The organism is Thermaerobacillus caldiproteolyticus, assembly GCF_015326725.1.
GTDB classification, from domain to species: domain Bacteria; phylum Bacillota; class Bacilli; order Bacillales; family Anoxybacillaceae; genus Thermaerobacillus; species Thermaerobacillus caldiproteolyticus.
Map to the genome: position 1 here is coordinate 3,323,891 of NZ_CP064060.1, position 24,830 is coordinate 3,348,720.

Consider the following 24,830-nt stretch of genomic DNA (forward strand, 5'->3'; position numbering starts at 1 on the left):
GGAGGCAGGCGATAAGCTATCTGATCTTGGACGTCTTGCATCATTCGTTTCCCATCAAACACCTGTTGCTTCGTACCAATCGTAAACAACACTTTCAACAGTTTGCCGCATGACACCACGATCGACTGCTTCTTTGCGAAGCGGATTCACCGCCTAGGTCGTATAGTACTCATGCAACGTACGAAACGCTTCATTGTGTCAGATCAGGGGCATTATCGCCCGGAACAGCAGGGCGCACAGCCGTTTTCGTCCTCGTTTTGGGGCTCCGTTTTTGTCCTTTGTGCTGGCCGGAGGTTTTTCCCTGAGCATCATGCCCACTAATTTGATCAATTGACGCTAGTTGCGATAAGAAGGCAAAGCTTCCAATCTTGGAACTTATTTATTAAACGAAAGCAACCGATTGATGAATAAATAAATTCAATTATTTATGATAGTAATTTGTTTGTTGACTGTTAAAATTTATCTTTTTGTATCCGATATAAAAAATAAATAATAGCAATATTTTGAGAAAGTTGCTATTACATTGATAAAATTTAATATTTGTAGCTTTAGTTGTATTATCTTATCAAGACGTAAATCGTAAAAAGTCATAATCATCCATTCATTGATCATCCTCTTTTCAACATTCCTGCCATTTCAGTACGTGAATATCCAGAGTAATATATAGTTAAATTGCTTGAATTTTTAGCTCAAAGGAATAGTAAAACTATGATGATATAATTTTGGTTCCATAAAACATACCTCCGAAGTAGACATAATGTGATTCTAACATAACCATTAGGGTTATCTTTATTTTTGCGTCTACTTTAGAGGTATTATATCATCTTTGATATTGCCCTTTTTACAAACACTACAAAACAAATGATTTCATACGATAAGCACTACCTGGATGATCTTCTGGTAATAATCTGCTGCCATGATTAAATAGCTTTTCTCTTAACGTTCCTTGTTTGTATTCAGTCTTATATAAGCCTCTTTTTTGAAGTATAGGAACAACCAATTCAATAAAATCCTCTAGGCTAGAAGGTGTAACAAGATGATTAAGATTAAATCCATCCACACCTGAAGCTTCAAATCGATATTGAATGGCATCTGCTACTTCTTCTGGATTTCCTACAATGATAGACTCCCGATCTAATTGTTCAAGTTTTTTAAGTGCTTCACCTATCGAAAGTTTTTTAGATGCATCTTTCGTAAGAGAAGCTGCCTTATAATGACCGTGCTCTGTATTTTTAAATTCAAAAGGATCATTTAAATCCTTTTTTTCGTATTCTGCTAGATCGTAGCCACTTGCTCCACCAAATTGAGCTTTTGAAGCATCTGGACTCCACAAATGATTTAATTCTGTAAATTTTTGTTCTGCTTCTTCCGTTGTCTTTCCAACAATAACCGTTAAAAAAGCAAATACTTTGATATTATCTGGGTTACGGCCATACTTTTCAGCACGTCTTTTTATGTCATTTGTATAGTATTTAATTCTTTCTGGTGTAGGGCCACCAACAAAAACACACTCAGCATGCTTAGCTGCGAATTCTCTGCCTCTTTCTGAAGTACCTGCTTGATAGATTACCGGTGTACGTTGTGGAGATGGTTCACAAAGATGCGGGCCTTCGACGGAAAAAAACTTTCCTGAATGATTTATTTCATGTACTTTGTCTGGATCAATTAATGTACCACTCTGTTTATCTTCAATGAATGCATTCTCTTCCCAGCTACCTTCCCAAAGTTTATATGTAACTTCTAGGAATTCGTCTGCAATATCGTAACGTTGGTCATGCTTGATCATTTCTTGAAGACCAAAATTTTTCGCGGCATTTGGTAAATAAGAAGTGACAACATTCCAAGCAATTCTTCCTTTCGTCAAATGGTCAAGAGTAGAAAAACGTCTTGCGGTACTAAAGGGATGTTCGTAAGTAGTACTAACTGTTAAAGCAAAGGACAAATGTTTCGTAACACTTGCCATAATAGGAATAACGAACGCCGCATCATTCACTGGAAACTGAAGGCCGTCACGTATAGAAGGAGCTTTACTTTGACGATATGTATCATATACTCCTAGTACATCCGCAAAAAAGACCGCATCAAACTTACCACGTTCCAAAAGCTTTGCCATCTTAATCCAATAATCGATATCTTTATATCCTCTTTGTCTCTTGCTTTCAGGATGTTTCCATAATCCATGTGAATTATGCATAGCACTTGCCATTTCAAACGCATTTAAAATAATTTGTTTTGCCACACTCTCTTCCTCCCATTTTGTTAAAAATTATGGAATAAAGAACTGTTTTTGCATTTATTTAAACCAATCAGGCCATACATAACCTTTATATTCTTCATCCTCTTTAATTAATTTTTTAAATTCCTTTGATTTATAAGCTGCAATGATATCTTTTACAAACTTAGCGTTTTTATCCTTTTTTCGTACTGTAACCCCATTTAAATAGTAAGAAGGCGTCTTTTCTAATGCGACTGCATCTTTCAATTTTAATCCAGATGAGATAGCAAAATTCCCATTGATAAAAGAGTAATCAACATCCCCAAGAGCTCGTGGAAGCTGTGCTGGTTCTAAAGGTTTTAGAACAATTTTTTTATTATATTTTTGAATATCCTTTTCTGATACTTTTGTCGGATCAATTCCTTTTTTTAGTTGAATCAATCCAAGTTGTTCAAGCATAGCAAGAGCTCGTGCCTGATTTACCGGCTCATTAGATAAAGCTATTGTCGTTCCATCCTTGATCTCGTCTAATGATTTATGTTTTTTGGAGTATACTCCGATAGGCGCGGTTGGGACTTTAATAACTTCATAAAGCTCCATATGTCGGGTTTTTGCAAAGTTCTTCATATAAATTTCATTTTGAAATACATTTGCGTCTATTGCACCTTGGTCTAAAGAGATATTAGGTTGAACATAATCGTTGAATTCAACTATTTCCACTTTATATCCTTTTTTCTCGAGATAAGGCTTTATAGCTTGCTTTATTTGATCACTATACGGTCCAGCAGTTGCTCCAAGTTTAATTGTCTTAGTCACTGAACTATTTGCTTTTTGAGTCAAGCTTGAGCATCCTGACAATATAAGAAATACTAGCGCAATAAACAAAAATGGTATTTTATATGCTTTCATTGCTCTTCCCCCTAAATGTGTAGTGCAAAATGGAAAATCTTGTTTTACATAAATGTCTTACTAAAAACAATAGATTTAATTGAAATTTTGTAATGCTTGTTTTGCGAGTAAAGAAATAACGGTATCATCCATTGGCGGATTATGGATTCCAGCTCTAACATCTCTATAGTATCGTTGCAGTGGGTTAGATTTTTGTAGACTTCTAGCTCCTACGATTCTCATCGCTAAATCAACGACTTTATTGGCACTGTTTACGGCAATATGTTTAGCTGCCGCTAATTCTCCACTCATTTCCATGCGTTTTTCTGGGTATGTATCCCACCGATGTGCGACAAAATAAAGAGTATGTCTTGCTTTTAATAGCTCTAAATCCATCTCGCCAATTTTTCTTTGAACCTCTGGAACATCTTTGATTGGGCTAGACAGACTATTCGGTTGATATTCAGAAGCAAAGGAAATGGCATAATTTCTAGCTGCAATCGCAATCCCAAGAAAGCATGCTGGAACATGAAGCAACCATGCCCTCCCTATATTGCCTTTCGATGATTCCAATTGATCCAATTCCACCAGTGAATCTTCTGGTAATTCCACTTGATCCAGTACAAGATCATCACTCCGCGTGCCTCGCATTCCAATCATATCCCAATTTTCTTCGACTTTAACCCCATTAAGGCGATGGTCAACTAAAAAAGATCCGACTTTCCCCGATTCTTGAATGGTGGCTGTAACTAATGAATAATCAAGAGCTATTGCCATAGATGAAAAGGATTTCCTTCCTGTAATCACCCATTTGCCATTTCTTTTGATCGCTACCGTTTCAGGTTTTCCGCCTCTTGTAGGACTTCCCGTTCCATTCTCTGTTGCCAATCGATTAATTAGCACTTTATTTTGTACAATTTCATGACACAGCCACTTAAATTTTTCGCTATCCCATGTTTGTCTTTCCCTTAGATCATAAATAACGCCAAGATGCCAACCGATGCATAAAGCTGTGGAAGCATCTCCCTGACTTAATCGCTCTTGCATAAGAAGAAATTCATACAGTGAAATTTCTTCTCCACCATATTGCTTAGGAACAGTAAGTGATTGGTAATTACAATCTTTTAGCTTTTGAAAATTTTCAAATGGAAACCTTCCTTCTTTGTCTATATTGTCAGCTTTTTCGTAAAATCGTTCAGCAAGCTCTGATGCTTGATGTAAAAGAAATTCTTGGCGTTCATTTTGTACAAATTTTCTTGATAACTCATCAGATAAATAAGAGGGGTAAGTTTTTTTACTTACAATGCTCAAAATGATTTCTCCTTTCTGGTATTTTTTATAGGCGTATCAAAGAATTTTTTGTAAAACATCTACATGCATTCAAGAATCTACTCTTTTTATCATTTTGTCCTCCTATCCTTATAATTTAATTTTATAAATTCTATATGAATACTAGGATTAAAGGCGCTGTTATCTCATATAGATTTAAAAAATGAGCAAATAGATAACCCTCTTCCGATGAAGAGGGTAACTTTATAGCGCTGACCTCTCATCTTTCAAGTCATCATATCAGATGACTTGTAGGATTTAGCACCTTGTCAAGCAATTTTGCTTGAAGGTTGCCGGGCTTCTTTGGGCCTAGTCCCTCCACCACTCTCGATAAGAGAAAATTAACTTAATATTCAGAGTTTTATCTAACAGTATATAGATGAATAAATATTATGTCAATGTTTTTTTATTTTATTTACTTTTTGGTCAGTTGATTGTTTGTTTGATTCTTTCTTCCGGATAATCTTCCTGAATGTCAATTAACTATTGAAGCTCTATAGCTCCCAATCAAGTTTGTTGATTTCATTGCAAAATAGCTGTTCTTCAGAAGACAAAATCAGTTTTTATGATGAAGTATCAAACATAAAGTAGTCCATAGTATTTTATAGGGGTGGTTAGAATGAGATTATATATTGATTCTGCAAATACAAAACAAATTCACGTTTATGTGAATATTTTCCGACTTCGGGTGTTACTACTAATGCTTCAATTATAGCCAAAGAAAATCAAACTTATTTAGATTTGTTAAAAGAAATTCGAACTATTTTAGGTAATGAAAAAGAACTGTTTGTTCAAGCTCTTGGCGATAAGGCTGAAGAAGTAGTGGCTGAGGCAGAATATATAATTGAACAAATTACTGGAAAAGTTATCATTAAAATTCCGGTTACTGATGAAGGTATTAAAACAACTAAAATATTAAAGGAAAAAGATCGATACATTAACGACAACGGTTTATACATCTTTTCAAGCTTATATTGCGGCTAGTGCAGGTGCATCTTTTCACTCCGTTTTCCTATGTTCGCATTTTTCATTCTGCGTTTCTAGCGGTGATCCAACTGTGGTTGTTCGTCATTTGTCATCCTTTTTTCTTCATGATTCATCCGCTCCTTGATTTACTTGTGTAGAGCAGTATAGACAAGGATCAGTGTCGGTTAAACATGTCGGAATTTCAAACTGAATTTATATAGAACTACCGATTTACTTTTTTTAAAAAAATTATATAATATCTATTAAGTTACGAAATGAAAAAAAGTTCTGTCAATTAAAAGAGAAATCCGTACCGACCAAAATACTAGCTAGTACTTGTATATGTATAAGTCGAGAGAATTCTTGGGAGTGATGTGAGAGTTCATTCAAGTAAATCGGGGTGATTGAAGCTTTATACTTATAAGAATGGCTACCATAAAGTTACCGTGAGATAATGGTAGAGTAGATTTTTACCATTATTTAAATCAAAGATGAGTTTCTTTATATTTTCATCGATTATTTCATTACGTATTCTGAGAAAAAGTGTAGAAATCTTGCAAAAAGCGGAACATTTCGGTTGACGCTAAATTCTTTGCCACGAAGATGGATTGGTATAGATCGGAGCTAACTGTGTTTATCGTCTAGTAGTTGAGTATTTAGAAAAGCAAAGGAGAGAGAGCAGATGAGCAAACGTGATAATCATGAAGAGTTGAACCTTGAAGGACTCCGAAACGAAACCTTGGTCGTACATGCTGATGATTGGGTAACCAATGATGGGGCAGTGGCTCCGCCGATTTATTACACAGCTACGTTTCGTGCCCATAATTCCAGTGAATTCGCAGAAATGGCGGGAACCCCTCGTCATCCGCGGTATTACACGCGTTATGGTAATCCAGTGCATGAGCGTGTAAAGAAAATTATGGCTGAGCTTGAAGGAACAGAAACCGCATTGGTCACTGGCTCTGGGATGGGAGCAATTGCTACGACCATTCTAGCTCTAGTCAGTGCAGGAGATCATGTGATTGCACAGACGCGGCACTATATGAGTACTGCTAAGATCATGGATGAGATGCTACCGCGATTTGGTGTTGAAGTGACTATCGTCGAACAGGCGGACATCAATGCCTTTGCTGAAGCGATACGTCCTAACACAAAGCTCATCATGGTGGAGACACCAGCTAATCCGACTTTGGTGTTGACGGATTTGGCTGCTGTGGTGGAGTTGGCGCGCCCGCATGGAATTATCGTCGTAGCCGATAACACGTTCGCATCGCCGATCAATCAGCGTCCTCACGATCTGGGAGTTGATGTAGTTATTCACAGCGCAACAAAATATTTGGGTGGACACCATGATTTGACAGCTGGTGTCATCTGCACCAGCGAGGAATTAGCTGAGCGTATTTGGCACACGCATATTTCAATTGGTTCGGTTCTCTCTCCAATGGATGCGTGGCTATTATTGCGTGGTCTGCGCACGCTTCCGATGCGGATTGAACGCATCAATGCCAATGCCTTAGCCTTAGCTGAGTTTTTGGAAAAGCAGCCACAGGTTGAGCGGGTGTATTATCCCGGTCTTCCTAGTCATCCACAACACGAGTTGGCAAAACGTCAGATGCGAGGTTTCGGAGCAGTAATTGCCTTTGCCATTAAAGGTGGATATGAAGAAACTCAGCGGTTCGTTTCTGCATTGAAACTGCCTCCTAACGCGGTGAGCCTGGGAGGAATCGATTCCCTTGTGGTACATACAGCCGCAATGTGGGAAGGAGTGATGACCGAGGAGCAGATGCGGACAGCTGGAATTCCGTCCAATTTCGTGAGATTCTCGGTCGGCATCGAGCATATCGATGACCTGAAAGCGGATGTGTTGCAGGCTCTTCAGGTAGTTTAACGCCGCATTAATTATCAGTGAAAATGTCCCTAAGCAAATCAGATTTATCATCAATACTATTGAACATCTTCGAAGATGCAGAGGAACATCTAGTAGATTATTAAAGAGATAATGATGATGTTGCAAAACTAGAATGAAAGCTCAAAATTATGCATAATTGCACATGGAATCAATAGCGATGAAACCGATACGCGTGGCTGTTCTAAGTCATCATTCTTTAACCAGTGAAATCATTTACTCACACGTGAAACCATAGAAAAGTGCGGAGCTTTGTTGACTCCATAAATACGACATTGAGTATGTTGACCAACTGACGCAAGAGCTCAATGGAAAATAGCAAACATTTCAACAGCGATTTTTTCGAAATAGGCGGACGACCTGTCACATAAAGTGCTTTTGGTAAAGAAAGTCGAGTGATATACTGAAATAAAGCCTGTAAAAGAGGATCCATTTTTCTAGACATTGTATGTTCAATGACAAAATTGGAATCATGATAGTGTTTACCCCTTGGGATTGTATTTTTTGGCTAGTGTATATGGTTGCCAAGGGGGATTTTTTATGCCCTATTATGCATTCATTATTCGTTTGGCAACAGGTTCAATGTGTAGAAGCCCATAATAAAGGTTTTTATTGGAATCAAAGCGAGAAGGAAAATCGGGAAAAAGTTGAATGAGCGGAAAAAGAGTTTGTTTTTCTTCCCTTTTTCTCTTTTTTCAGCCAGCAAGACTCTATACGCAAATAGAAAAATCAACGAATTTTATTGTGTTTTAAATGTTGGAAAAAAGCATAAGAGCAAGCGAGAAAATCGTTTGATGAAGATAGATCAGGAGATGAAATGGCCCTGCAACGTTATAAGAGTTTCATGTTGACAAAATACTAGAGTTTGCGGTATTATTATCTCGAATTAAAGATAATTTAATCCGAGATATTTTTGTAAGGATGCACTAACGAAAAATTGTTTGGTTCTTATGTGTGCTTATTAAACATAATAATTATAGAAACAAAGGATGAAACTGAGTCTGCTGTTTTCATTAAGAAGGATCAAGCCATCAAACATAAAGGTATAATTCGAGGCATCACTGATGTAAGTACAAACCTAATGAATTTTCTTCTAACCTAAGCATAAAAAGCGGATCGGGGAGAGTGTCGAAGCCTTTTCGCATGGATAGAAAAAACTTTTAAAAAGTATAACACTAAGCAAATGAACGGTCATCTTTCGTATAATATCTCGGATTCATTATATTTTAATTTGAAGTAATGGGGGCATAATCATGGAGAATTTTGAACAATTGGTAAAAGAACGCCGGTCTGCAAGTAACTTTCTTGAGAATCATCCGATCAGCACCAAAGAACTTGATGAGATTTTTGAGCTAGTCAAACTGGCTCCATCAGCTTTTAACTTACAGCACACAAACTATTTAGTTGTTCTTAATCCTGAGTTAAAAGAAGAAGTAAAAAAAGCAGCCTATGGACAACATAAAGTGTCTACGGCTTCAGCTGTCATTGTGGTTTTAGGTGATAAAAAAGCCTATCGAGAAGCTGCCCGCATTTACGAAGGTCTTCTTTTGCTCGGAGTTCTAAATAAACAAGAATTCGATCAAATGGTGCAAGATACGGTGTCATTTTACGAAAGCAGAGGCGAAGCTTTCCAACGGGATGAGTCCATTCGGAACGCCTCTTTATCTGCGATGTTATTTATGATGGCCGCAAAAAGTAAAGGTTGGGATACCTGCCCAATGATTGGATTTGATCCGGAGCATTTAAAGCAAGTATTAAACATCTCTGACCAGTATGAGCCGGTGCTGATGATTACATTAGGAAAAGAAAAAGTTCAAAGCAGAAAACCAAGGGGGTACCGCAAACCAGTTGCTGAATTCGTCACTTATTTATAAAAATAGCTTAAAAACATCTTTAGGAGGGATACAAACATGATGAATATCGGTTTATTAATGATTCGCTTAGTGATTGGATTAACATTTATGGGACACGGGGCGCAAAAATTATTTGGTTGGTTTGGTGGTCATGGATTAAAAGGGACAGGTGGCTGGCTGGAGTCGATTGGCATAAAACCAGGCGTAACGATGGCGCTTTTAGCAGGATTAGGAGAATTTGTTGGGGGAGCTCTATTCGCAGCAGGTTTCCTTACTCCAGTAGCTAGCGCTTTGATTGTCATTACAATGCTTGTTGCTATTGTAAAAGTTCATGGTCCTAATGGATACTGGATTACGCAAAATGGATTTGAATATAACTTAATATTATTGGTTGTAGCTATTGGTGTTGCTCTTATTGGACCTGGACAATACGCGCTTGATGCAATTCTCTAGTTAAGAAGTAAAAAGATATAAGGCAAGTACGGAGACAATGAAAAATATTTATTTCCTACAAAAACTCGTTTAGGGATTGAAGGGGAATCAGAAGCAATTCTGACTACCTTCAGTCCTTTTTTATTTGCATAGAAGCGGGAAGGGAAAATCGAGAGAATACGCTTGGTACACAGGGAATGAAAGGAATGGAAAGGAGGGAGCTGTATCCCTCCCATTTATTTTATTACCTATATTTTTCAAAACTTATGTTGACCCTCACGTCACGTGATACTTTATAGTGAATATTGAAGGGAGGTATAAGTAGCTTATTAAACATCTATAAAAATGTATGAAATAATGTAAATATCTCCTGTTATTGGACATGAAGAGATGGATGTTTGTTCCCCATCTTTTCAATCATCACCGATCTTATGCTAAAAAATCATCTTCCTATTCCTCATGTAAAAAGGAAATGAAGAAGATTTAGCGAATATATGTTCTGGAAGATCAAAACATAGGGGGACGGCAAGGGGATGAAAATGGTTCGGGTGATGAAAATCGTTTCTAATGACGAATCACAACTTCGTTTGTTGGATGAGTTGATGCGCGTTTTTTGTTCAGCGAAGCGATATGCATTCAACCGTTTGCTAGAGGGAAGGAACACAAAAGAAATCATCAAGCACCTTCCGCACCAATTCCCGCTCAACAAACGGTATGCCGAAGACGCGGTCTTGCTTGCTCAATCACTGATTACTTCTCAACGTGAGTTACTTCCCATGCGGCTAGAGGATGTGCAGGCGAAAATCGAAAAAACAGTGAAGAAAATAGATGAATACCAATACGGACGAAAAACACCGAAGAACATCGATCTTCAAACGTGTTTAGACGGATTACACCGACGATTAGAAAAACTGAAATCCAAAGAAGATGAGCTGCAGCGACATCTCGACCAAGGGACGGTTCCAAGCGTGATTTTTGGCGGAAAACAACACTTTTATAAGCGCTTGAAAGGAAACATCACGAACGAAGAATGGAAAGATTTGCGAACGAATCAGTTGTACGCAAGAGGCGATAAAAGCAAGAAAGGAAATTTAAATATTCGCCTGGTGTATGACGATAACACGTATGAATGTTATGTGGAAATCGCGAATCCGCTTGGACAACCAAAAGGGAAACACGCTCCCCGCTTGAGGTTACCTGTGTCTGTTCCTGAAAAATATGAAGATGAAATCATCAATCTCGTCATGGGGGAACAAGTCGGAGTGAATGCAAAAGGCAAGCCGATGATCCAATATCAACCATATACCGTCGAAATCAAACGCAAGAACGGGGAATATTATGTCCATCTCATCTATGAAGAAGAGGTATATGGCAGAGAACTGACCTACGATGAACCGATTCAAGGGGAACGAATCGCTGGAATTGACATCAATATTGACCGTATCGCCGTAAGTATCATTTCGAAACAAGGAAACTTTCTCCAATCAAAAGTGTTTTACTGTCATGAACTGGAATACGTAAGAGCGAATAAACGAAACAACATCGTTGGAGAAACAGTACGAGATGTGTATAACTGGCTGCTTCAAGAGAATGTTGGGGCAGTGGTCATCGAAAACATTCAACTGAGACAGCAACATGATACGGACAAGAAATTTAACCGCTTCACTCACCATTTCAAAAAGAAAAAACTGACTGACACCATCATTCGCCGGGGGTTACGGCTTGGCTTTCGCATCAAAAAGGTGAATCCAGCGTATACAAGTGTCATCGGACGTTTTAAGTATATGAAGAAATACGGTTTATCCGTCCATGAAAGTGCCGCTTTTGTGATTGGTAGACGAGGATTAGGTTACAATGAACGATTGCCAAAAGAACTCATTGACACCATAAAAAAGAAAGTGAAACGCCATTTGATTGCCATGTTAGGGTCAATGGAAGAATCCTACAAGCAATCGAACAGCGGAACGAAACAACGACAATATCTAGGTATGATGCTGAAAAAGATAGAGAACTTCAAAGAGGAACATGAGTGGTCATTATGGAACATATTGCACAAATGTTGTTGGCTGAACCAGTATCAAATTCAACTAAAGGAGGTGTAGACCTAGCTACTAAAATCGTTGTCGTGTACTGACCGATGGAAGGAATGGTGCACGACAGGTGCTGTCGCTAACAGCGATCCACGGGCTGTCTTTCACAGCAGGTGAATGACAAGGGAAATCCCTTCCTGATGGAACTCAGGTGTTTCCTGAGCGGCAAGCGATGTTTCCTGGTTCCATCGCGGTGGATCGATTTTTATAGATGTTAGTAACCAGGTCAAAACGATGGCAATGAAAGTGAAAGAAGTTGCGGATTTAGTTGGCATTAGTGTGCGCACACTGCATTATTATGATGAAATCGGGTTATTAACCCCAGATGAGATAACCGAATCCGGCTATCGTCTTTACTCCGATGATAATCTTGAGATGTTACAACAAATCTTATTTTTTAAAGAACTTGGCTTCCCTTTAAAGAAAATTAAAGAAATTATCAATAGTCCTTCGTTTGATCGACATGAGGCGTTGGTGCTGCAACGAAAAATGTTGCTTGAGAAACGCAGGCGGCTCGACAAAGTGATTGCTACGATTGATAAGACCATTCAGCATATGAAAGGAGAAATTCAAATGACGAACAAAGAGAAATTTGAAGGCTTTGACTTTAGTCATAATCCATACGAGCAAGAAGCTCGTGAACGCTGGGGAGATGAAGCTGTCGACAAATCAAACGCTAAAATCGGGAGCATGTCTAAAGATGAACAAGAAGCTATGGCTAAAGCAATGAATTCGATCTATCAAAAACTTGCGGCCCTTCGTAATGGATCGCCTGAATCAGAAGAGGCGCAAGCAGCCATTAAAGAATGGTATGATTTTTTGAACAATAACTTCGGCAATTACTCACTCGAAGCATTCAAAGGATTAGGGCAAATGTACGTGGATGATGAACGCTTCACCAAAAACATCGATCAATTTGGTGAAGGCTTAGCGAAATTTATGCGCGATGCCATGGCAGTCTTTGCGGATACAAACAAAAATTAATGTGAACAAAAGCAGGGTATTTGCCCTGCTTTTGTTGTTATATCCTTTTTCCTGCTCAAAAGGATCACCTTTATTTAAAGCCTTGGGAGAGAGGGGAGCATTAACGGTTGTTTTGTTGAAAAGGCAGAGATGAATTTTTAGCAAAAAAAAGTCAATATTTCCTTTTTATTCTTAGCACCCTATAAGCAAAGGAGGTGCGGGCGGTGAATTACCAACAAATATTACAGAAAGCCATTAGTTATATTGAGGATAACTTGCATGAGCCTCTTACATTGGAAAGTGTGGCTTTTTACGCAGGTTTCTCAAAGTACCATTTTCTTAGAATTTTTCGGAAGGAAACTGGGATGACAGTTGGCCATTACGTGCGAATTAGAAGGCTAGCTAGCGCTGCCAGTATGCTGCTTTATACCGATGAACCGATTATTAATATCGCTTATCATTTTCGCTTTGGAACGCAAGAATCTTTTACAAGAGCTTTTAAGAAAGTTTATCATATGCCGCCGGGCCAATACCGCCGAATTATGAACTCAATTATTGATAAAAATGGAGGAAAGAAGATGAAACAACAGCAAAAAATGAAGGGATGGTTTTTGAGCGGAAGCCATCCATTCAATTATGAAATGGGGATTGATACGAAAGTCGTCCATCAAGGAAAATGCTCAGGCTATTTAAAATCTGTAACGGTTCAAACAGCCGATGAATTCGCTACGATGATGCAACAGTTCAAAGCAGACAAATTTTTAGGGAAACGAGTAAAGCTCTCCGCTTTTGTTAAAACGAAAAATATGAACGGCTTTTGCAGCTTATGGATGAGAGTTGATAACGTCCTGCATGATGTTCTTCAATTCGATAATATGAGCGATCGGCCAATTGTAAAAGATACGAATTGGAATTTATACTCCATCGTTCTTGATGTTCCGGAAAATAGCGCTCTTATCTCTTTTGGAGTTCTGCTCTCTGGCAAGGGACATGTTTGGGTCGATCAATTTAAGTTTGAGGAAGTGGATAAAAGTGTACCGACTACAAATCTCGAAATAGCCTATGATGTTCTTGATGAACCGGTAAACTTATCTTTCGAAGAGGAGTGATTTTTCATTTAGTGAATCGTGAATCAAAAAGATGAAAAGATTTTTCAGTATGAACATATGTAGGCAATACCAACGGTTGAATAATAAATATGAAAATAATTCGTTTTGATATAAATTGGAATAATTTTCTTGAAATTGTAAAACGGTCATTATATAATAAGGATGAACCTATCTTGTAATACAAGATAGTTTTTGTTTCAATAGCTATCTTGTATTACAAGGTATATAAGGAGTATGATGATATGTCACTGCGAAGCCAACTGTTAAAAGGGATTCTGGAAGGTTGTATCTTATCCATTATTGATAAAGAAGATGTTTATGGTTATGAACTATCTTTAAAGCTGCAGCAGTTTGGATTAGATGATGTCAGCGAAGGGTCCATTTATCCGATTTTGTTAAGATTGCAAAAGGGAAAGTTCATTCAAGGGGAAATGCGCGACTCACCAGCTGGGCCGAAGCGGAAATATTATCGTCTTACTAAGCAGGGAAAGGAAGCGCTGCAGGAGTTCATCAGGGAATGGGAAAGCATTAAAGAGCCTGTCGAAACGATTTTACGCGGGAGGAATGAAGATGAATGCTAAAGATTTGATTCAGCTCAATAATGAAAAGCGAAAGCAATTAAATCAGCATAATGAAGAATATTATAGCAAAATGCTCATTTATATTCGTTCTCATCTTACCCTTTCTGAACAGCAAAGTGAAGAACTGTTGATGGAGCTGTTGGACCATCTGCTTGAGGCTCAAAACAAAGGGAAGACAGCAGAAGAAGTATTCGGAGAGGATCCAAAGGAATATTGTGATGAGTTAATCCGCCAATTGCCGAAAGAAAAACGAATGAGTGCTGCTTTTTTTATCGGTTACTTGATTTTTCAATTAGCCGGTTGGGCGGCACTTGTAAAAGGTGGAATTGAAACGATTGTGGAATTTTTTACTGACTTGGATCATGCCTTCTACCTTGGGACAGCTGTCATCATCTTTCTTATCGAAGCTATCATTCTCTTATTCGTGGTGGCTGCCATTATGTTTTGGCAAAAACGTTCGGCTTTTGAAACGTCTAATAAAGTAAAAGATTTTTTCATTGCAAGTTTAGTAGGTTCTATCGTCACTTTAAGCTTCATTTTGGTTCAAAGATGGGTTCCTGAATTTGGGTATCGGATTGAAGCTGGCGGGGTTGTATTTTTCATTTTAGGTTTGATTATCTTAGCTGTTTCTAAATGGGTGAATAAAAGATTTCGAATCACGACATAAATTTTCGTTAAGTGTATCTATTTGGATTTAGTAGCACGATCGGATACAATGGGGGAATAGAGAAAGGAGATTTGAACTAATTAGTTTAGAATTTTTCATCTATTTCAGATAAAAATGAGGTGTGAACATGAAGATTGAAGTTTGGTCTGATTTTGTCTGTCCTTTTTGCTATATCGGGAAGCGGCGTTTAGAAAAAGCTTTGGAACAATTTCCGCAAAAAGATCAAGTAGAAGTAGTTTTTCGAAGCTTTGAGCTGGACACGAATGCGAAAAAAAGTTACGATATGACGATTCATGAAATCATTGCGAAAAAGTATGGGATCACGATTGAGCAAGCGAAAAAGGCAAATGAAGATATTGCCAGACAAGCGGAAGCGATTGGTTTGACATTTCGTTTTGAGTCGATGCTTCCGACCAACACGTTTGATGCGCATCGTCTCGCCAAATACGCAGATAAACACGGAAAGCTGCTGGAAATGACAGAACGGTTGTTAAAGGCTTATTTTACTGATTCCAAACATATTAGCGATCATGATGTATTGGCAGAGCTGGCTTCGGATATTGGGCTGGACCGTGAAGAAGTGAAACATGTTCTTGAAAGCAACCGCTATTCCGAAGAAGTGAGAAAAGATGAAGAAGAAGCTGCTCAATTAGGAATCCGCGGAGTTCCGTTTTTTGTCATCAACCGCAAATATGCGATTTCTGGAGCGCAGCCAACCGGGATTTTCCTTCAGGCGCTTGAAAAAGTGTGGGAAGAGGAAAACAGCGCAACGCCTTTGAAAAGCTTAACGCCGGAAGATGCCGGCGGCCAGTGTGCCAACGGAAATTGCCGAATATAATACAACAGGCAAGCTGCGATAAAGGCAATACTTTTCATCTGTATTTCAGATTCCAGAATAAGATATATAAACTTATCTTTTGAAGAAGAATGATTTTTCATTTAGCGAAATGAGGATACTTTTTGTTTAAAAGATAGGCAATATGTAAAGGTCATAAAATAATGATTATAAAGCGATAGTTAAGTTACAAAAAGGTTATTTAAAAAAACCCATGGTATGGAGTAAAATGGAAGTAACTCCAAATATGTGTTTTTTTTATATAGACATGGAGGGGGGAGAAAAATGGTTCATATTTTGTACATAGAAGATGAAAAAGATATTGGAAAATGGGTAACACAAAACTTAAAGGAAAAAGGATATCAAGTAAAATGGATGCAATCAGGGGAAAGGATCGATCAGTACATTTCCACAGTAGATATCGTTATTTTGGATGTCATGCTTCCTGGATTAGATGGATTTTCAATCGGAAAACGTATTAAAAGGGAAAACAAGGATTTACCTATATTAATGCTTTCTGCACGTACTGCGGTAGAAGATAAATTAGAAGGACTCAGTTTTGCGGATGATTATTTAACCAAACCATTTCATCCAGATGAACTAGCAGCACGAATCGAGGTTCTGTTAAGAAGGTTTAATAAAAATGATGATATATTGCAACTTCAACATTTATCTATCCATACGAAAGATCTACAAATTGTGAATCAAGAAACAGGAGAGGAAATTCAATTAACAGGGAAACAGTATTATCTATTTCAATACTTTCTTCGTCATTTAAATCAAATATTAACGAAAGAACAGCTTTATGAAGGTGTATGGGGAGAACCATATATAGAAGGAGATAAAACATTGATGGTTCATATTCGTTATTTAAGAGAAAAAATAGAAAAGGATCCAGCCAATCCAACGATTATTGAAACTATTCGTGGAATTGGGTATAGGGTGAAAAAATGAAATTCTTCAGATCATTACTTGCAAAATATATGATTATCGTTGTTACAGCCATATTTCTCATCCAGATTGTTTTTGTAATATATGCTTTGATTATGTTTGGTGCAGATTATATCATTTCGCCCGAGGACAGTTTAAATCCAAACGTCATAGAAGAAAAATGGCATGATGAAGCAAGAAAAATACGAAATGTTTCTGAAGAAACGATTCAAAAACATTTTAAAAAGTGGAAGCAACAATATCCTGATGCCTCGATGTTTTGGGTAGATGGTAATGGAAACTTACGAACTCAATTTGATGTAAAAGAAGAACTGCCTTTAAAATGGACAGCTACTTCCACAGCACATTTTATTAAAGAACGTTATGGAGGCGATCCTTTTACTGTTATAGCCTTCGTTGGAAAAGATGAAACACAAGGATTTATAGTTTTTGAGATTCCAAGAAATCAACTTAAGCCACCAGATGGTCAAAAGTATGGAAGTGTTTTATTAAGCTTAACGATAGGAATGATTTTTCTTTTTATCCTAGCCTCCTTTTTATTTTTTAAAGGTATTAGAAAAAGATTATTAAATTTACAAGAAGCAATGGAAGTTCGTGATGTGAATGGACTTCCAATACAGGTTGATGTGAAAAAGAATGATGAAATTGGTCAGCTCGAACAAACGTTTAATCAAATGGTTTTTGAATTGAGAGAAAGCAAACAACGTGAACAAGAAGAAGAGAAATTACGGAGAGAATTAATTGCCAATCTATCGCACGATTTACGAACACCTTTAACAAAAATACGGGCTCAAACGTATTTAATAGCGAAAGAGGAGTTGTCTGAAGAAGGGAATCAAGCGATAAAGTCGATGGAAGATTCTATTGATCATATTGACAGGTTAATCGAAAATTTGATGTCTTATACTCTACTAATGGCTAGTAAGTATAAATTTGAACCGAAAGAAATCGATGTCGTTCGATTTGTGAGAGAATCAATAGCCTCATGGTATTCACTTTTTGAAAAAGAAGGGTTTGAAATTGATGTTGAGTTAAATCCTTTTGAAAAAAATAAATGGATGATCGATCCTTTATGGATGGGGCGTATATTAGATAATCTATTTCAAAACGTGTTACGCCATGCAAAATCAGGGCGATATATTGGAGTTAAAACAGAATCAACTAAAGAGTACGATGCGTTTGTTATTTCTGATCGTGGAAAAGGGATGAAAAATAAGTCTAATGAAAAAGGTGCAGGAATTGGTTTATCGATTGTTGACATGATGGTGAAGGGTATGGAATTGGACTGGGATATGAAATCAAGTGAACAGGGAACCATAATTAAAATAAAACGATACAAAGTGGGTAGATCCGAAAGAACGTTTTAAGTGTTTTCGGATCTACCTATTTTTTTATTTGATCCACTTTAAACGAAATTTAAACTTCTCTCTTACTTAGATTTAACTTTGCTTTCCTATGATCGATGATGAGGTGAGATTAATGGAATATGTATTACAAACGAAAAACCTAACCAAACGTTTTGGCCGCGAAAATGCAGTGGTTGGACTGGATATGAAAATACCTAGAGGGGAAGTGTATGGGTTTTTAGGACCGAATGGAGCGGGAAAAACAACAACAATACGTATGCTTTTAGGACTGATGAAGCCAACATACGGAACCATTCATATTTTTAATAAAGATTTAAAAAAAGAGAAGATTGACATATTACGAAAAGTGGGTTCACTCGTTGAGAATCCATCATATTATCCACATTTAACAGCTTATGAAAATTTAGAAGTGCTAAGAAAAATTTTAGGAGTTCCGAAAACGCGAATCTATGATGTATTAGAGATTGTTCGATTAACAGATGTGGCAAATAAAAAAGTGAAAGGATTTTCACTTGGAATGAAACAGCGGTTAGGAATTGCGGCTGCACTATTAAATCATCCTGATTTATTAATTTTAGATGAACCGACAAATGGACTTGATCCATCGGGGATCATCGAAATACGGAATTTAATTAAACGATTACCTTCAGAGTTTGGTATGACTGTGTTAATTTCAAGTCACTTGTTATCAGAGATTGATCAAATCGCAACAACGGTAGGTATTCTTTCAAAAGGAAAAATGATCTTTCAGGATTCAATAGAAGCGATGAGAAGGCACGCACAACAAAGAATTATATTCAAAGTAAGTGATAGTGATCATGCTTGGCGATCCTTATTATCTAAGGGGATAAAAGCAGAATATAAAGATGGAGTCATTTATTTATCTGAACGTTCAAATGAAAAAGTGGCTCAAGCGGTGAGTACCCTCGTTCATGAAGGTTTTTCTATTTATCGCGTTGAAGAAGAAAAACGTTCATTAGAAGACATTTTCCTGCAAATGACAATGGAGGGGAAAGTCTAATGATAGGAAAAATTTTAAGTACTGATTTTTTAAAAATAAAAAGAAAAGGTTTTTGGTTGTTAACCTTTTTAGGTCCATTTGGTGTTGTTGCCTTACAAATGGTGAATTATGGGTTTCGAAAAGAGTATTTGCTCAAACAAAGTAATGATGATTGGGGTTATTATTTAGTGAATGTAAGTGCATTTACCCCACTTGCACTCGTGTTAGGTATTGCGATTTTAACGTCTTTTATTTCAAGCGTGGAAAATGAAACGAATGCATGGAAGCAGTTGTTAGCTCTACCTGTGTCTAAAATGAGCGTTTATTTATCGAAATTTACGGTGCTTGCCATTTTATTATTTATATCGTCCGTTCTTTTATTGGTGTTAACACTTGTTTACGGTATATTTCTTGATTTAGGGAATGAAATTCCATTTATCGATTTATTAAAGTATAGTTTTTATCCATACTTTGCGGCACTTCCTATTTTGGCATTACAACTCTGGTTTGCAACTGTTAGCCAAAATCAAGGGATTCCCATTACGGCTGGTATTTTAGGGACGATTTTAACTTATTCAGCTTATTATTTGCCGGATTGGATGATATGGAAATGGCCGACTTTAATGAATGAATGGAAAGAACCGATCATTAATGTTGCGCTCGGTATTGGGGTAGGATTTTTATTATATATAGTTGGCATGCTCGATTTTACGAGAAGGGATGTGAAATAAATGTTATATTCTATTATTCAATCAGAATGGTATAAATTGCGAAAATCAAAGATTGGATCCATTATCTTTGCGGGACCGTTGATTGGGCTTTTTATAGGATTAACTTCTAATTTATTTAGTGTTGATGTTGAAATCAATGATTGGTATAAAACATTATTCTCAATGAATTTAACGTATGCTTTACTATTTTTGCCCCTGATAACGGGTGTGTTAGCAGGTTTAATTTGTCGGTATGAACACCAAGCTGGAGGGTGGAAACAGCTTTTAGCGATGCCAGTTACTAGAGGTAAAGTATTTATTGCGAAATATACATTATTAATGATCATCGTTTTTGTAATCCAGTTATTATATCTTGGTGCTATTTTTATAGTCGGAATGGTCAAAGGTTATACAGACCCTTTTCCAATGGCGATTGTTTGGAAAACTATTTTAGGGGGATGGGTTGCGACATTCCCTTTAGTAGCTTTGCAATTGTGGATGTCTATCATGTGGAAGAGTTTTGCTGCTCCGTTCACCGTCAATGTTGTCTTTACGTTACCAACGATATTAGCCGTAAACTCTGAACGTTTTGGACCATACTATCCATGGGCTCAACCTTTTTCGATGATGTATGTAGATGGACAGACGGACAGTGTATTTTTCGTTCCATGGGAGCAAGTATTGACTGTTATAGGAGGAAGTTTTGTTCTATTTTTCTTTGCTGGATTTTTATACTTCCAAAGAAAGACTGTTTAGAAGAGCACATGAAATAAATTTTTTCTTTGATTATAAAAAATATTATGTTATAACAATGTGAAAATTTGAGAAATGGAGGGTTTCCTTGTGGCATTTTATAGACTTCGATCCGAGACTTTGAACGGGTAATTGAATACGTTCAAAGGCTCTGCCTGTGTGTAGAGTAAATGGGATTGGTATGCCTATTTTTAAGGAAACCTATTGTTATACGATTATGAGAAAAAGAGGGGGACGAATCTGTCCTCCTTTTTTGCTGTTTTTAAAAATAGAAAACAATACACAGATAAGGAATGCTTCTCAGTATGCTTATCCACGTAGAGCTGTTTTTTAAAGAGGATTGCTAGGCTAGGCCTTTATTAAATGTGGGTAAGCTTAGTTAAGTATACCATTCATTCAAACATGATTTGGTGCGTCGCTGATCTTGCACACAGCCCTTTTAAGAGCAACACATTTGATGTAATCCTTAACATCCTGTCGCCAGCAAATTACAGAGAATTCCAAAGACTATTGAATGACAACGGTATCGTCATAAAAGTGATTCCTCGAAGTGATTATCTAAAAGAACTAAGAGAAGTTTTCTTTGATGAAAAGCAGTCTTATTCTAATCAAAAGATAGTTCAAAGATTTAATGCTAACTTTGAGACTGTAGACATGTTTCGGCTGTGTTATAGTGTTTCCTTGAATAAATCATTGATTCCGCCACTGATTCACATGACTCCTTTATCGTGGGCTGCAACGGCGGAAAAGGTACAGGCATTGTTAAATATGAATCTAGCCGAAATAACCATCGATTTAGATATTTTAGTTGGAAAAAAATAAGGTCATTTTGAGTTTACAGATGGCTTTGTTTAGGGAGCCAGATAAACAGGAAGAAAATTGCTGCTTTTTAACACCGTTCGGATCTCTGAACGGTGTTATGCATATTTTTTACGTCGGATGCAATATTTTTTCAAAACTTATGTTGACTCTCACGTCACGTGATACTTTATAGTGAATGTTGAAGGGAGGCCGAAGCGATGGCAATGAGAGTGAAAGAAGTGGCGGATTTAGTTGGCATTAGTGTGCGCACACTGCATTATTATGATGAAATCGGGTTATTGACCCCAGAGAAGACAACGGAATCCGGTTATCGTCTTTACACAGATGATGACCTTGAGAAATTACAACAAATCTTATTTTTTAAAGAACTTGGCTTCCCTTTGAAGAAAATCAAAGAAATTATCAATAGTCCTTCGTTTGATCGACACGAGGCGTTGGTGCTGCAGCGAAAAATGTTGCTTGAGAAATGCAGGCGGCTCGATAAAGTGATTGCTACGATTGATAAGACAATCCAACATATGAAAGGAGAAATTCAAATGACAAACAAAGAGAAATTTGAAGGTTTTGACTTTAGTCATAATCCATACGAGCAAGAAGCACGTGAACTTTGGGGAGATGAAGCTGTCGACAAAGCAAACGCTAAAATCGGGAACATGTCTAAAGACAAACAAGAAGCTATGGTTAAAACGATGAATTCAATCTATAAAAAACTTGCGGATCTTCGTCATGGCTCGCCTGAATCAGAAGAGGCACAAGCAGCAATTAAAGAATGGTATGATTTTTTGAACAATAACTTCGGTAATTATTCACTTGAAGCATTCAAAGGATTAGGTCAAATGTACGTGGATGATGAACGCTTCACCAAAAACATCGACCAATTTGGTGAAGGATTAGCGAAATTTATGCGCGATGCTATGGCTGTCTTTGCGGATAAAAACAACGAATAATGTGAACAAAGCAGGGCTTGCCCTGCTTTTGTTGTTATAACATCGAAATATTCTATACCTATCGAACATATTTTACGCGGGAGGAACAGGTTTAGTAGGTTCTAGCGTCATTTTAAGCTTCGTTTTGGTTCGAAGATGGGTTCCTGAATTCGGTTATCCGATTGAGGCTGGCGGGGTTGTATTTTTCATTTTAGGTTTGACTCTCTTGGTTGTTTCTAAATGGATAGATAAGAGATTTCGAATCACAACATAAATTTTCGCCAAGTTTATTTGTTTGGATTTAACAGCATAATCCGATACAATTGGGAAAGTAGAACAGGAGATTTGAGCTAATTATGTTTTGGGAGTTTTCTCATCTACTCCAGATAAAAACGAGGTGTGAACATGAAGATTGAAGTTTGGTCTGATTTTGTCTGTCCTTTTTGCTATATCGGGAAGCGGCGTTTAGAAAAGGCTTTAGAACAATTTCCGCAAAAGGATCAAGTAGAAGTGGTTTTTCGAAGCTTTGAGCTGGACCCGAATGCGAAAAAAGTTACGATATGACGATTCATGAAATCATTGCGAAAAAGTATGGGATCACGATTGAGCAAGCAAAGAAGGCAAATGAAGATATTGCCAGACAAGCGGAAGCGGTTGGTTTGACATTTCGTTTTGAATCGATGCTTCCGACTAACACGTTTGATGCCCACCGTCTCGCTAAATATGCAGATGAACATGGAAAGCTTTTGGAGATGGCAGAACGGTTGCTGAAAGCTTATTTTACCGATTCGAAACATATTAGCGATCATGATGTATTGGCAGAGCTGGCTTCGGATATTGGGCTGGACCGTGAAGAAGTGAAACATGTTCTTGAAAGCAACCGCTATTCCGAAGAAGTGAGAAAAGATGAAGAAGAAGCTGCTCAATTAGGAATCCGCGGAGTTCCGTTTTTTGTCATCAACCGCAAATATGCGATTTCTGGAGCGCAGCCAACCGAGATTTTCCTTCAGGCGCTTGAAAAAGTGTGGGAAGAAGAAAATAGCGCAACGCTTTTGGAAGGCTTAACGCCGGAAGATGACGACAACTAGTGCGCCAACGGAAATTGCCGAATATAATACAAAAAGAAAAGATATGATAAAGGTAATGCTTTTCGTCTGAATGTCGGATTCCAGAATAAGACATATCGACAGCACCTTTGGATTTTATCAATAGAACTTCAGGAAACCGCCTAAATTTTTAAGGCGGTTTTTTACTTTGCGGTATGGAGAGAAGTTTCCTTGCCTCATAAATTTTTGTGCGCAATGTATATGAGAGCATAAACAGGAAGCAGGAGAATTCCGCAGGACTTTCAATCCTTTTTAGTTTACCTAGAATAGTCGAGAGCGGATTTCAAAAGTAGGAAAGGTGCAAAAGACATATATGAGATTTTATCGTTCTCTAAGAATTAATAATGTGTTTAGCTATCGAGCGCCTTACATGTAACAAAAAGGGATTGATAAAAAATTTTTGTAATTATCAATAGGAGTATTTAAGCTATACATCGAATAATTAAACGACTGGTTTTAAACATCACTTCGCGATTTGAATCGTGTTTTTCTATGTAAAATGAAATCGTTTTTTTGTAAATGTTGGGCGGACATAAAGGGCTAATATGCTTTGTAAAGTAGTTTTAACGTAGGAGGGGTAAACATGGGCGAACAAGAAATACATAGAAAATATTACAAGCAGATACTTGAGACGTTTGAAAACGAGCCCTATGCCCAGCACTTAGGAATTAAGCTCATAGAGCTAGGAGAGGGAACTGCGACTGCCGAGCTGGATGTGAAGGATTATATGTTGAATACCCATGGAACTGTACATGGAGCCATTATATTTGCTTTAGCTGATTATGTGTTCGCAGCAGCATGTAATTCTTATGGGAAAACCTCGGTGGGTCTGTCTACAACTGTGAATTTTATGGCTCCCGGTATGAAGGGATCTCGCTTGAGAGCAACCGCTACAGAAGAGAAACGAAATTATCGTACGGCGTGGTATAAAATTCGTGTAGAAAGTGAGCAAACCCTTATAGCTACCATGGAGGCGTTGTGTTATCGCAAGGATCAATATTTTATACCAGTGGAAGAGAAGGGAAAATAACAGATACATAGTTGGTCAACGATCGTTCAATAACTCGAAAGCACTTAAATTTTGTTTTAAAATTGAAGACTAGTTTTGAAAATCAATCGCGCAGAAAAGATGGAAAAGGATCATACTCATCCAGAATTTTTGACAAGATTCTTGTAGGGAAAGTGCTATAATACAATCAGCAATAGCAGAAGTTCAAGGGTGGTCGGCTTGCCCCTATTTCCTTTTGAAGGGGGGTGAGCGTATAACAGTATACGAATCCCTGTCTCTTATGATTTCTTTCGGGATGCTAGTGATAGCGATACTGTCATTTAACCGTAAAAATAAAAAATAGACCTCCCTT

The 24,830-nt window shown here is 37.5% G+C and carries 22 protein-coding genes, 2 pseudogenes and 1 riboswitch; of the genes and pseudogenes, 20 read left to right on the forward strand and 4 right to left on the reverse strand.

The features are described from left to right. Positions 1–29: 29 nt before the first annotated feature. From ISX45_RS20430 to ISX45_RS16740, 4 genes and pseudogenes are all read right to left on the reverse strand, one after another. Positions 30–336: pseudogene (locus tag ISX45_RS20430) on the reverse strand (transposase); the annotation flags it as partial. Positions 337–850: 514 nt separating this feature from the next. Further along, a complete protein-coding gene (locus tag ISX45_RS16730; protein WP_181557024.1) occupies positions 851–2,239 on the reverse strand; it encodes an LLM class flavin-dependent oxidoreductase in 1,389 nt (462 codons plus the stop codon). A 54-nt stretch (positions 2,240–2,293) separates the two neighbouring features. Next, the gene (locus tag ISX45_RS16735) at positions 2,294–3,124 is read right to left on the reverse strand and encodes a MetQ/NlpA family ABC transporter substrate-binding protein (RefSeq protein ID WP_194519439.1); all 831 of its coding nucleotides are present in this window, start codon (positions 3,122–3,124) and stop codon (positions 2,294–2,296) included. A 75-nt stretch (positions 3,125–3,199) separates the two neighbouring features. Continuing rightward, the gene (locus tag ISX45_RS16740; protein ID WP_194519440.1) at positions 3,200–4,414 is read right to left on the reverse strand and encodes an acyl-CoA dehydrogenase family protein; all 1,215 of its coding nucleotides are present in this window, start codon (positions 4,412–4,414) and stop codon (positions 3,200–3,202) included. A gap of 235 nt (positions 4,415–4,649) precedes the next feature. After that, positions 4,650–4,769: riboswitch (SAM riboswitch) on the reverse strand. Between the two features lie 374 nt (positions 4,770–5,143). On the opposite strand from ISX45_RS16740, the gene ISX45_RS16745 reads away from it, so the two are divergent. The 20 genes and pseudogenes from ISX45_RS16745 (at position 5,144) to ISX45_RS19735 (ending at position 24,821) form a co-directional block, all read left to right on the forward strand. Further along, positions 5,144–5,416 (forward strand): transaldolase family protein, encoded by a 273-nt coding sequence (locus tag ISX45_RS16745; protein WP_267240217.1) that lies wholly within the window; start codon positions 5,144–5,146, stop codon positions 5,414–5,416. Positions 5,417–6,080: 664 nt separating this feature from the next. Continuing rightward, a complete protein-coding gene (locus ISX45_RS16750) occupies positions 6,081–7,286 on the forward strand; it encodes a trans-sulfuration enzyme family protein (RefSeq protein WP_181557027.1) in 1,206 nt (401 codons plus the stop codon). Positions 7,287–8,557: 1,271 nt separating this feature from the next. After that, positions 8,558–9,178 carry a nitroreductase family protein gene (locus ISX45_RS16755; protein WP_194519441.1) on the forward strand — a complete coding sequence of 207 codons (621 nt, stop codon included), beginning with the start codon at positions 8,558–8,560 and terminating at the stop codon, positions 9,176–9,178. A gap of 36 nt (positions 9,179–9,214) precedes the next feature. Further along, positions 9,215–9,610 (forward strand): DoxX family protein, encoded by a 396-nt coding sequence (locus tag ISX45_RS16760; protein ID WP_181557029.1) that lies wholly within the window; start codon positions 9,215–9,217, stop codon positions 9,608–9,610. Positions 9,611–10,122: 512 nt separating this feature from the next. Further along, on the forward strand, positions 10,123–11,691 hold the full coding sequence (locus ISX45_RS16765; protein ID WP_194519442.1) for an IS200/IS605 family accessory protein TnpB-related protein: 1,569 nt from the start codon (positions 10,123–10,125) through the stop codon (positions 11,689–11,691). A gap of 222 nt (positions 11,692–11,913) precedes the next feature. After that, positions 11,914–12,663, forward strand: coding sequence for a MerR family transcriptional regulator (locus ISX45_RS16770; protein WP_194519443.1), 750 nt, complete (start codon positions 11,914–11,916; stop codon positions 12,661–12,663). 203 nt (positions 12,664–12,866) lie between these two features. After that, complete coding sequence (locus tag ISX45_RS16775; protein ID WP_194519444.1) at positions 12,867–13,751, forward strand: helix-turn-helix domain-containing protein; 885 nt, start codon at positions 12,867–12,869, stop codon at positions 13,749–13,751. Positions 13,752–13,993: 242 nt separating this feature from the next. Continuing rightward, positions 13,994–14,332, forward strand: a complete 339-nt coding sequence (locus tag ISX45_RS16780) for a PadR family transcriptional regulator (protein WP_181557032.1) — start codon at positions 13,994–13,996, stop codon at positions 14,330–14,332. After that, positions 14,322–14,999, forward strand: coding sequence for a DUF1129 family protein (locus ISX45_RS16785; RefSeq protein WP_194519445.1), 678 nt, complete (start codon positions 14,322–14,324; stop codon positions 14,997–14,999). The genes ISX45_RS16780 and ISX45_RS16785 overlap by 11 nt, the downstream gene beginning before the upstream one ends. Before the next feature lie 127 nt (positions 15,000–15,126). Then, positions 15,127–15,837 carry a DsbA family oxidoreductase gene (locus ISX45_RS16790; protein WP_194519446.1) on the forward strand — a complete coding sequence of 237 codons (711 nt, stop codon included), beginning with the start codon at positions 15,127–15,129 and terminating at the stop codon, positions 15,835–15,837. Positions 15,838–16,119: 282 nt separating this feature from the next. Beyond that, complete coding sequence (locus ISX45_RS16795) at positions 16,120–16,788, forward strand: response regulator transcription factor (protein WP_194519447.1); 669 nt, start codon at positions 16,120–16,122, stop codon at positions 16,786–16,788. After that, positions 16,785–18,152 carry a HAMP domain-containing sensor histidine kinase gene (locus ISX45_RS16800; protein ID WP_194519448.1) on the forward strand — a complete coding sequence of 456 codons (1,368 nt, stop codon included), beginning with the start codon at positions 16,785–16,787 and terminating at the stop codon, positions 18,150–18,152. Before ISX45_RS16795 ends, ISX45_RS16800 begins: the two co-directional genes overlap by 4 nt. A gap of 112 nt (positions 18,153–18,264) precedes the next feature. Then, the gene (locus ISX45_RS16805; RefSeq protein ID WP_194519449.1) at positions 18,265–19,173 is read left to right on the forward strand and encodes an ABC transporter ATP-binding protein; all 909 of its coding nucleotides are present in this window, start codon (positions 18,265–18,267) and stop codon (positions 19,171–19,173) included. Continuing rightward, complete coding sequence (locus tag ISX45_RS16810; protein WP_194519450.1) at positions 19,173–19,883, forward strand: ABC transporter permease; 711 nt, start codon at positions 19,173–19,175, stop codon at positions 19,881–19,883. Before ISX45_RS16805 ends, ISX45_RS16810 begins: the two co-directional genes overlap by 1 nt. Then, positions 19,884–20,618, forward strand: coding sequence for an ABC transporter permease (locus tag ISX45_RS16815; protein WP_194519451.1), 735 nt, complete (start codon positions 19,884–19,886; stop codon positions 20,616–20,618). A 507-nt stretch (positions 20,619–21,125) separates the two neighbouring features. Then, entirely contained in the window at positions 21,126–21,437 is a 312-nt protein-coding gene (locus ISX45_RS16820) for a class I SAM-dependent methyltransferase (protein WP_228485568.1), read from the forward strand. Between the two features lie 197 nt (positions 21,438–21,634). Next, positions 21,635–22,384, forward strand: coding sequence for a MerR family transcriptional regulator (locus ISX45_RS16825; RefSeq protein ID WP_194519453.1), 750 nt, complete (start codon positions 21,635–21,637; stop codon positions 22,382–22,384). Positions 22,385–22,768: 384 nt separating this feature from the next. Further along, positions 22,769–23,451 (forward strand): annotated as a pseudogene (locus ISX45_RS16830) (DsbA family oxidoreductase). Between the two features lie 601 nt (positions 23,452–24,052). Then, positions 24,053–24,499, forward strand: a complete 447-nt coding sequence (locus ISX45_RS16835) for a PaaI family thioesterase (RefSeq protein WP_181557035.1) — start codon at positions 24,053–24,055, stop codon at positions 24,497–24,499. A 214-nt stretch (positions 24,500–24,713) separates the two neighbouring features. Continuing rightward, on the forward strand, positions 24,714–24,821 hold the full coding sequence (locus tag ISX45_RS19735) for a putative holin-like toxin (protein WP_220129558.1): 108 nt from the start codon (positions 24,714–24,716) through the stop codon (positions 24,819–24,821). Positions 24,822–24,830: the final 9 nt, after the last annotated feature.

Coding starts and splice junctions, on each gene's coding strand:
- ISX45_RS16735 (WP_194519439.1), bottom strand. CDS start 3,124: ATGAAAGCATATAAAATACCATTTTTGTTTATTGCGCTAGTATTTCTT.
- ISX45_RS16750 (WP_181557027.1), top strand. CDS start 6,081: ATGAGCAAACGTGATAATCATGAAGAGTTGAACCTTGAAGGACTCCGA.
- ISX45_RS16755 (WP_194519441.1), top strand. CDS start 8,558: ATGGAGAATTTTGAACAATTGGTAAAAGAACGCCGGTCTGCAAGTAAC.
- ISX45_RS16760 (WP_181557029.1), top strand. CDS start 9,215: ATGATGAATATCGGTTTATTAATGATTCGCTTAGTGATTGGATTAACA.
- ISX45_RS16765 (WP_194519442.1), top strand. CDS start 10,123: ATGAAAATGGTTCGGGTGATGAAAATCGTTTCTAATGACGAATCACAA.
- ISX45_RS16770 (WP_194519443.1), top strand. CDS start 11,914: ATGGCAATGAAAGTGAAAGAAGTTGCGGATTTAGTTGGCATTAGTGTG.
- ISX45_RS16780 (WP_181557032.1), top strand. CDS start 13,994: ATGTCACTGCGAAGCCAACTGTTAAAAGGGATTCTGGAAGGTTGTATC.
- ISX45_RS16785 (WP_194519445.1), top strand. CDS start 14,322: ATGAATGCTAAAGATTTGATTCAGCTCAATAATGAAAAGCGAAAGCAA.
- ISX45_RS16790 (WP_194519446.1), top strand. CDS start 15,127: ATGAAGATTGAAGTTTGGTCTGATTTTGTCTGTCCTTTTTGCTATATC.
- ISX45_RS16795 (WP_194519447.1), top strand. CDS start 16,120: ATGGTTCATATTTTGTACATAGAAGATGAAAAAGATATTGGAAAATGG.
- ISX45_RS16800 (WP_194519448.1), top strand. CDS start 16,785: ATGAAATTCTTCAGATCATTACTTGCAAAATATATGATTATCGTTGTT.
- ISX45_RS16805 (WP_194519449.1), top strand. CDS start 18,265: ATGGAATATGTATTACAAACGAAAAACCTAACCAAACGTTTTGGCCGC.
- ISX45_RS16810 (WP_194519450.1), top strand. CDS start 19,173: ATGATAGGAAAAATTTTAAGTACTGATTTTTTAAAAATAAAAAGAAAA.
- ISX45_RS16815 (WP_194519451.1), top strand. CDS start 19,884: ATGTTATATTCTATTATTCAATCAGAATGGTATAAATTGCGAAAATCA.
- ISX45_RS16825 (WP_194519453.1), top strand. CDS start 21,635: ATGGCAATGAGAGTGAAAGAAGTGGCGGATTTAGTTGGCATTAGTGTG.
- ISX45_RS16835 (WP_181557035.1), top strand. CDS start 24,053: ATGGGCGAACAAGAAATACATAGAAAATATTACAAGCAGATACTTGAG.